This is a genomic window from Rhodopseudomonas sp. BR0C11 (genome assembly GCF_010820945.1).
Lineage (GTDB): Bacteria > Pseudomonadota > Alphaproteobacteria > Rhizobiales > Xanthobacteraceae > Rhodopseudomonas > Rhodopseudomonas palustris_H.
On record NZ_QTKI01000207.1, the window covers coordinates 1 to 8,343 of the forward strand.

The window sequence follows — 8,343 nt, forward strand, 5'->3', positions numbered from 1 at the left end:
CGCTCCAGCAGCACGAAGCCGCCTCCGGCCTGCATGAAAGCTTCGGTCAGATAGATCGGCGCGCCGTCCGCCGTCTTCAACGGCGCATCGCGCATCGCGGCTCCAGGCTCGGGCCCGCTGGTCCACACATCGGTGTCGCGGGTCGAGAGCGGCGAGTCGTAGACCGAGGGCGTCGATAGCCGCCCGGCATTGACCATCCGCTTGGCGAATTCGACATCGTGTGCCAGCGCCAGTACCGCATCGCGCAGCCGGCGTTCCTGCTTGGAATGGGGCGCGATGAAATCAGTCGAGCGGGTGGAGTGACGGATGTTGTCGTCGGCCGCCTGGCTGCGCTCGATATCGTAGCTGTCGAGCAGACTGGCCGGCGCCTGCCCGCGCAATATCAGATCGAGCTTCCAGGCCAGGTTCTCGCCGTCCTCCAGACCGGAGTTCGCGCCGCGCGCGCCGAACGGCGACACCTGATGGGCGGAGTCGCCCGCGAAGATCACGCGCTCGTGCAGGAAACGCTGCATCCGCCGACACTGGAACTTGTAGATCGAGATCCACTCGAAGCTGAAATCGCCGTGGCCGAGCATCCGCTCGATCCGCGGCCGTACCCGCTCCGGCTGCCGCTCAACCGCGGCATCGGCCTCGGGCCCGATCTGCAGATCGATCCGCCAGACGTCGTCGGGCTGGCGATGCAGCAATGCCGACTGGCCGGAGTGGAACGGCGGATCGAACCAGAACCAGCGCTCGGTCGGAAACTCCGCCGTCATCTTCACGTCGGCGATCAGGAACTGATCTTCGAAAACTTCGCCGGCGAACTCGGCACCGACCATGCCGCGCAGGCTCGAGCGGGCACCGTCGCAGGCAATCACATAGTCGGCGGCAAGCCGATACGGCCCATCCGGCGTCTCGATCGTCAGTTCGACGTGATCATTGTGCTGGGCAAGCGCCGTCACCTTGTTGCGCCAGCGCAGATCGATTCCCGGAAGTTGTTGCACGCGGCCGACCAGGAATGCCTCGGCGTAGTATTGCTGCAGATTGATGAAGGCCGGCATCTTGTGGCCGGTCTCCGGCAGCAGGTCGAATCGGTACACCATCTCGTCGCGGCGAAAGATCTTGCCGACCTGCCAGACCACGCCCTTCTCGACCATCTGCGACCCGACACCGAGCCGGTCCCAGACTTCCAGCGCGCGCTTGGAGAAGCAGATCGCGCGCGAGCCTTCGCCGATCCGGTCGGCATCGTCCAGCAGCACCACGTTTTGGCCGCGCTGCGCCAGATCAATCGCCAGCGATAGTCCGACCGGACCGGCGCCAACCACCACGACCGGATGGCGCGCGGGGGCCTGACGATCCTGATCCGGGTGCCGGCGATAGCCGAACTGAAAATGCTCCTGATGGGCCATCGGCCTCAGCCCTGCCGACCCGTCCCGTGCAAAGCGCTGGTCAAGGCGTCCTCCTGCGTGATAGTTTCATTTGCAACTATCTAAGCCGCAGTCGTCGCGCCGCGCAACCCGGCCCCGGAGATTTTTTTGACGAAGCTCGATTTGTTCTCGTTCGTGCCGTTTCAGCTCAACCGGCTGGCCGCGGAAGTCAGCGCTGCGCTCTCGGAAGAGTATCAGCAGCGCTATGGGCTGGATATTCCCGGCTGGCGCATTCTCGCCACGCTCGGTTTCCGCAACGATGCCTGCACGGCGCAGTTCATTGCGCAGTGCACACGCACCCACAAATCGACCATCAGCCGTGCGGTAACCGGCCTGTTGGAGCGCGAACTGATCGAACGCGTCGAGAACGAGGACGATCGCCGCGAGTTTCGGCTGCGGCTCACCAAGAAAGGCCGCGCGCTGTATCACGAGCTGGTGCCGCGGCTGAAACGCAAGGAACAGGAGATTCTGTCCTGCCTGTCCGCGCGGGAGCGCGACCAATTGGCCACCGCTCTCGGCAAGATCGAGCGGCATCTGAACCTGATCCAGGCCAGCCACGACCATTCCGAGACGGCGCCAACAAAACTGCCGGCGTCGGTCGGATAGCATTTCCGATCTACGCGTCGCGATCTGGAAATACCGGGCTGCTACGACGAGCGGAGCCGCCACCGGGGATGATTGACAGGCGCAGCGACGGCGGGGTGAGATGCGGTGCACAAAGACTGAGTTAATCGCCTCGTCCACGCAGCCCCGCCTCTGCAGGTCCCGCATCGCATGAAGATCCGCCTCGGTTTGGTCGTGCTCATGGTCGCCGCAATTGTCGCGGCACCACGTTGCTTCGCCGCAGATAGTTCGGCGCCGCGGGTCGGGCTGGTGATCGGCAACAGTAAATATCCGGACGCCGACAAGCCGCTAAGCCAAGCGGTCAGCGATGCCCGCGAATTCGCCGACGAGCTGAAGCGTGCCGGCTTCGATGCCGAACTCGCCGAGGACCTGAGCGGCGATGCGATGCGCCGCGCGTTCGACCGGCTGTATCAGCGGACAAAACCGGGCGCAGCCGCGCTGGTGTTCTTCAGTGGCTTCGGCATCCAGTCGGGCCGGCAGAGCTACCTGATCCCGGTCGATGCACAGATCTGGACCGAGCCCGACGTGCGGCGGGACGGCGTCGCGCTCGAGAGTGTTCTCAATGAGCTGAACAGTCGCGGCGCTTCGGTCAAAATTGCACTGGTCGACGCCTCGCGCCGCAATCCGTTCGAGCGCCGTTTCCGCAGTTTCTCCGCCGGCCTCGCTCCGGTGATCGCTCCGAGCGGATCGCTGGTGATGTACGCCGCCGCACTGAGCGCGGTCGTCACCGACAATGACAGTGCGCACAGCCCGTTCGTCAGCGCACTGCGCGAGGAAGTCCGCGCGCCGGGGCTCTCCGCCGAGGAGGCGTTCAATCGCACCCGAACCGCCGTCACCCGGGCCTCGCGCGGCGAGCAGGTGCCGTGGATCTCGTCCTCACTGGCTGACGATTTCGTCTTCGTCCCCGGCGCCGCGACGGCAGACAAACCGACTGCAGAGAAACCGGCGGCCGCCACTGCGCCAGTGGAAGCCGCTAAGCCGGCACTAGCACCACCGGAGGCCAAGCCCCCGCAGGCCGCGGAAGCAAAGCCAGCCAGCAGCGGCGGTGACGACGACAAACTGGTGCTGGCGCTGGCCAGCGATCCGACGGTGAAATCGCTGACCGCGCAGATTGCGGACAAGCCGTCCGACGGCAATGCGTATTACCGGCGCGGTCAGGTCTATGCCAGCAAGGGCGCGTACCGGACCGCCATCAAAGACTTCGACGAAGCGATCCGGCTGAACGGCAAGGACGTCGAAGCCTACAACAACCGCTGCTGGGCGCGGACCGTGATCGGCGAACTCGAGCCCGCGCTCGCCGACTGCGACCAGGCGCTGCTGCTGCGTCCGAACTTCGTTGATGCGCTGGATAGCCGCGGGCTGTTGCATCTGAAGAGTGGCCGCGACAAGGCCGCGATCGCCGACTTCGATGCCGCGCTCAAGGTCAATCCACGGCTGACCTCGTCGCTGTACGGCCGCGGGCTGGCGCGCAAGCGGATCGGGCTCACCTCGGAAGGCGAAATCGACCTGACCACCGCCAAAAAGCTCGATCCCAATATCGGCAAGGAGTTCGCCGGCTACGGCGTGAAGTAGGCGTGACAGTTCCGTTTCACCGCCCCGCGGCATTGAACCTGCCGCCGCGATGGCGCGACGATCAGGAACGACGCGATCCAGATCCTCCGCCAGCGAACGCCCGCCAATCGCAGGAGACCGAACGATGACCAGGAAGACTGCAGCCCGACACCGCGCCCCGCTCGGCGCTTTCATGCTCGGTCTCGGTGCAGCTCTCCCGTTCGCCGCCGCATCGGCCGGAGAGGTGACGTCGGACCAGATCGTGCGGGCGCTGACGCCGAACAAGCCGCTGACCCGCAGCCTGTCGGCCGCACAGCCGGCTGCCGCGACCGCCGACCCAGCTCAGATCAAGTTTGTCGACGGCCTGCGCAACCGGCCGACGCGATCGCTGTCGTCCGCCGAACGGACCCAGATCGCCGAGATCACGAAGGACAAGCCGAACATCGATCTCGAAATCACCTTCGACTACAACTCCGCGACGATCAGCCGCCAGGCGGCGCCGGCAGTCGAAGCGCTCGGCAAGGCGCTGTCCAGCGCCGATCTGAAGGGCGCAACCTTCGTGGTCGCCGGCCATACCGACAGCGTCGGCAGTGACACGTTCAATCAGGACCTATCGGAACGTCGCGCCGATACCATCAAGCGGGTGCTGGTCGAGAAGTACGGCATCACGGGCGCCGACCTGGTCACCGTCGGTTACGGCGAGAGCCGGCTGAAAGATCCGGCGCATCCCGACAGCGGCGTCAATCGCCGGGTGCAGGTGGTCAACATGTCGGACCAGAGCGCCGCGGCCAAATGAGCAGCGTTCCAGCTGATACCGGCCTCGCCTCAAGGCGTTCCGCTGCCGCGGGACGCCTTCGCTGTTTTGTCACTATTGGTCGGTGTATAGAGGGCCCGGCGCGTCCGCGCGCGAAACCGGACTAACGCCAGGCCAGTCGAAAGTTCGCCGAGTACCAAGATGATCAATGCGTGGATCCGCCCGAACCTGTCGCCGGCACGCGCTGCGATCGCTGCCGGCCTGCTCTGTGGCCTGATCACGATAGCTCGTGCGGATCCGCCTGCCGGCAATGACGGTGTGCAGGTCGTCGTCGCCAAGGCGACCAGCGCCTGCTTCTCCGACAAGGTTCGGGTCACCGGCTTCGTGGTGCCGCGCAAGGAAGCGGTGGTGATCGCCGATAGCGACGGCCGCGTCACCGACGTGCTGGTGCGCGAAGGCGATGTCGTGACCGACAATCAGGATGTCGTTCGAGTGACCGGCACCGGCGGCAACAGGACGCTGAAGGCGCCGGCCGCAGGCCTGATCACCGAGGTGCGGACGATCGCCGGCGCCCCCGCTTCGCCGCTCGCAGGACCGATGCTGCGGATCGCGGTCGGCAACGACCTCGAAATCGATGCTGAAGTGCCGAGCATTCACGCCCTCAAAGTTGGCCCCGGTGCCACCGCGCGGATCAGCCGTGAAGACGGCACTGAACTCACCGGCACGGTGCGGCTCGCCGCGCCGCAGATCGACCGCAAGACTCAATTCGGCCAGGTGCGGATTGCGCTCGCCGCCTCGCCTGCCCTCAAGGTCGGCATGTTCGTGCGCGTCACCATCGATGCGCGGCGAAGCTGCGGCGTCGCGATCCCGCGCTCGGCGATCGACCACGCCACCGTACAGGTGGTGAAGGACAACGTCGTCGAAACCCGCGCGGTCAAGGTCGGCCTCACCTCCGATCATGCGATCGAGATCATCGACGGGGTCCGCGAAGGCGAGATCGTGGTGGCCGACGCCGGCACCTCGCTGCACGACGGCGACCGCATCAAGCCGATCTTCACCGACGATTCCGAGCGATCGAAAGCGCGCTGATGGGCCTCAACGTTTCCTCCTGGTCGATCCGGCATCCGCTGCCCTCGATCGTGTTCTCGATCATCCTGCTGGCGCTGGGCTGGATCAGCTTCACCAAGCTCGCCGTGACGCGGCTGCCGAGCGCCGACATCCCGGTGATTTCGGTTGCGGTGTCGCAGTTCGGCGCGGCGCCGGCCGAGCTGGAAGCGCAGGTCACCAAGACCATCGAGGACGGCGTTTCCGGCGTCGAAGGCGTCCGCCATATCGCCTCGTCGATCACCGACGGCCTGTCGGTCACGACGATCCAGTTCGCGCTGGAAACCAACACCGACCGCGCGCTCAACGACGTCAAAGACGCGGTGACGCGCGTCCGCGCCAACTTGCCGCAGAACATCAACGAGCCGCTGATCCAGCGCGTCGACGTGATCGGCCTGCCGATCGTCACCTACGCGGCGATTTCGCCCGGCAAGACGCCGGAGCAACTGTCCTGGTTCGTCGACGACGTCGTCAAACGCGCACTGCAGGGCGTGCGCGGCGTCGCCCAGGTCGAGCGCATCGGCGGCGTCGAGCGCGAGATCCTGGTGTCGCTCGATCCCGACCGGCTGAAAGCCGCAGGGCTGACCGCACTCGACGTGTCGCGCCGGCTGCGCGGCACCAATGTCGATCTCGCCGGCGGCCGCGCCGAGATCGGCAACAACGATCAGGCGATCCGCACCCTCGCCGGCGCCCGGACACTCAACGATCTCGCCGGCGCCATGATCAGCCTGAATGCCGGCGGCGAGGTGCGGCTCGACGATCTCGGCACCGTTACCGACACCATCGCGTCGCGCCACACCTTCGCACGCTTCAACGGCGAGCCGGTGGTCGCGCTCGGCATCAAGCGCTCCAAGGGCGCCAGCGACGTCGTGGTCGCCGAGGCGGTGCAGAAGCGGATCGATGCGCTGAAGGCGCAATATCCCGACGTCGAGCTGAAGCTGATCGACACCTCGGTCGACTACACCAAAGGCAATTACGAGGCGGCGATCTCAACGTTGTTCGAGGGCGCGATCCTCGCCGTGATCGTGGTGTTCCTCTTCCTGCGCGACTTCCGCGCCACCGTGATCGCCGCGATCTCGCTGCCGCTGTCGATCTTCCCGGCGTTCTGGGCCATGGACATGCTGGGGTTCTCACTGAACCTCGTCAGCTTCCTTGCGATTACGCTGTCGACCGGCATCCTGGTCGACGACGCCATCGTCGAGATCGAGAACATCGTCCGCCACATGCGGATGGGCAAGTCGCCGTATCAGGCGGCGATCGAGGCCGCCGACGAGATCGGCCTCGCGGTGATCGCGATCTCGCTGACCATCATCGCGATCTTCGCGCCGGCCAGCTTCATGTCGGGCATCGCCGGACAGTTCTTCAAGCAGTTCGGCATCACCGTCTCGGTGCAGGTGTTCTTCTCGCTGCTGGCGGCGCGGTTCGTCACGCCGGTGCTGGCGGCGTACTTCCTGAAAGATCATCCGCACGTCGAGAAACCGCCGGGCCGTGTGCTGCGCGCCTATACGCGCGTCGTCACCTGGTCGGTGCAGCATTATTACATCACGGTGCTGATCGGGCTCGGCATCTTCGCCGCTTCGATCTGGAGCATCGTGCTGCTGCCGCAGGGCTTCCTGCCGGCGCAGGACACCGCACGCTCGGTGCTGGCGATGCAGCTGCCGCCCGGCACCCAGATCGGCACCACCGAGAAGACCACCGAGGCGATCGTCAAGCTGCTGCGCGAGCGGCCCGAGGTGAAGAGCGTATTCGTCGACGGCGGCCGGGTGCCGCCCGGCATCCAGGAAGTCCGCCGCGCCTCGCTGATCATCAACTACACGCCGAAGCACGACCGCTCGATCACCCAGCGCGACCTCGAACATGCGATCAGCAGGCAGCTCGATCAGGTGCCGGACATCCGCTACTGGTTCCTCGACGAGAACGGCCTGCGCGCGATCTCGCTGGTGGTGACGGGCGACGACAGCGCCGTGGTCAACAACGTCGCCCAGGAACTCGCGTCGCAGATGAAGCGGATTCCGCTGATCTCCAACGTGATCTCGGAGACGGCGCTCGACCGGCCCGAACTGCGGATCCGCCCCCGCGCCGATCTCGCCGCCCGGCTCGGCGTCTCGACCGAGAGCCTGTCCGAGACCATCCGGGTTGCGACCATCGGCGACGTCGGCCCGGCGCTCGCCAAGTTCGACGCCGGCGACCGGCTGGTGCCGATCCGGGTGCAGCTCGAGGATTCGGCGCGCGGCGAGCTCGCCACGCTCGAACAGCTTCAGGTGCCGATCTATGGCGGCCGCGGCGCGGTGCCGCTGTCGGTCGTCGCCGACGTCAAGTTCGATCAGGGCCCAACCAGCATCAACCGCTATGACCGGCTGCGCCAGGCGACCGTCGCGGCCGACCTGGTCGGCAATTCGGCACTCGGCGACGCTACCAAGCAGATCAACGAGCTGCCGGTGATGAAGTCGCTGCCGAAGGGCGTCAAAGTCAGCCCCTCGGGCGATGCCGAGAACCTCGCCGAACTGTCGGACGGCTTTGCCACGGCGATCAGCGGCGGCCTGATGATGGTCTATGCGGTGCTGGTGCTGCTGTTCGGCACCTTCCTGCAGCCGATCACCATCCTGTTCTCGCTGCCGCTGTCGATCGGCGGCGCGATCGGGGCGCTGCTGCTGACCGGCAAACAGCTCACCACACCGGTGTGGATCGGCATCCTGATGCTGATGGGCATCGTCACCAAGAACGCCATCATGCTGATCGAATTCGCCATGGAGGCGATGCGCGAGGGCAAGAGCCGCGACGCCGCGATCATCGACGCCGGCCAGAAGCGCGCCCGCCCGATCGTGATGACCACGATCGCGATGGTGGCCGGCATGATGCCGAGCGCACTGGCATTCGGCGCCGGCGGCGAATTCCGCTCGCCGA

Annotated in this window: 6 protein-coding genes; 5 read left to right on the top strand and 1 reads right to left on the bottom strand. The window is 66.0% G+C overall.

The features are described 5' to 3' along the window. Positions 1 to 1,388 (bottom strand): FAD-dependent oxidoreductase (locus tag DYI24_RS16020; RefSeq protein ID WP_164573001.1); only part of this gene is annotated, 1,388 nt, incomplete at its 3' end. A gap of 126 nt (positions 1,389 to 1,514) precedes the next feature. Here DYI24_RS16020 and DYI24_RS16025 point away from each other — a divergent pair. From DYI24_RS16025 to DYI24_RS16045, 5 genes are all read left to right on the top strand, one after another. After that, on the top strand, positions 1,515 to 2,012 hold the full coding sequence (locus DYI24_RS16025; protein WP_164573002.1) for a MarR family winged helix-turn-helix transcriptional regulator: 498 nt from the start codon (positions 1,515 to 1,517) through the stop codon (positions 2,010 to 2,012). Positions 2,013 to 2,180: 168 nt separating this feature from the next. Continuing rightward, a complete protein-coding gene (locus tag DYI24_RS16030) occupies positions 2,181 to 3,602 on the top strand; it encodes a caspase family protein (RefSeq protein ID WP_164573003.1) in 1,422 nt (473 codons plus the stop codon). A 124-nt stretch (positions 3,603 to 3,726) separates the two neighbouring features. Beyond that, complete coding sequence (locus DYI24_RS16035) at positions 3,727 to 4,377, top strand: OmpA family protein (protein WP_164573004.1); 651 nt, start codon at positions 3,727 to 3,729, stop codon at positions 4,375 to 4,377. Between the two features lie 159 nt (positions 4,378 to 4,536). Next, positions 4,537 to 5,424, top strand: coding sequence for an efflux RND transporter periplasmic adaptor subunit (locus DYI24_RS16040; RefSeq protein WP_164573005.1), 888 nt, complete (start codon positions 4,537 to 4,539; stop codon positions 5,422 to 5,424). After that, on the top strand, positions 5,424 to 8,343 hold a 2,920-nt coding region (locus DYI24_RS16045; protein WP_164573006.1), incomplete at its 3' end, for an efflux RND transporter permease subunit. The genes DYI24_RS16040 and DYI24_RS16045, both read left to right, overlap by 1 nt.